Annotated in this window: 1 pseudogene; it reads left to right on the forward strand. The window is 57.4% G+C overall.

Features of this window, described 5'->3' with window-relative positions:
* Positions 1–265, forward strand: a pseudogene (locus R0K30_RS22260) (dihydroxy-acid dehydratase domain-containing protein); the annotation flags it as partial.

Here is a 265-nt window from a genome sequence, read left to right on the forward strand (position 1 = left end):
CTCCCAAAGGCGCAGTGATCAAGCGCAGTGCTGCCTCTCCCGAACTGCTCACGCACACAGGTCCCGCAGTTGTCTTCGATGGGATTTACGACTTGGGAGAACGGATCGACGACCCGAATCTGGAAATCACCGAGGATTCAGTTCTCGTTCTTCGCAACTGTGGGCCGGCCGGCGCACCGGGTATGCCCGAATGGGGAATGTTGCCGATACCGGAGAAGTTGCTCAAACGAGGTATTCGCGACATCGTTCGGATTTCTGATGCGCG

The organism is Bacillus sp. SIMBA_154 (assembly GCF_046536015.1).
Taxonomy (GTDB): domain Bacteria; phylum Bacillota; class Bacilli; order Bacillales; family Bacillaceae; genus Bacillus; species Bacillus pumilus_P.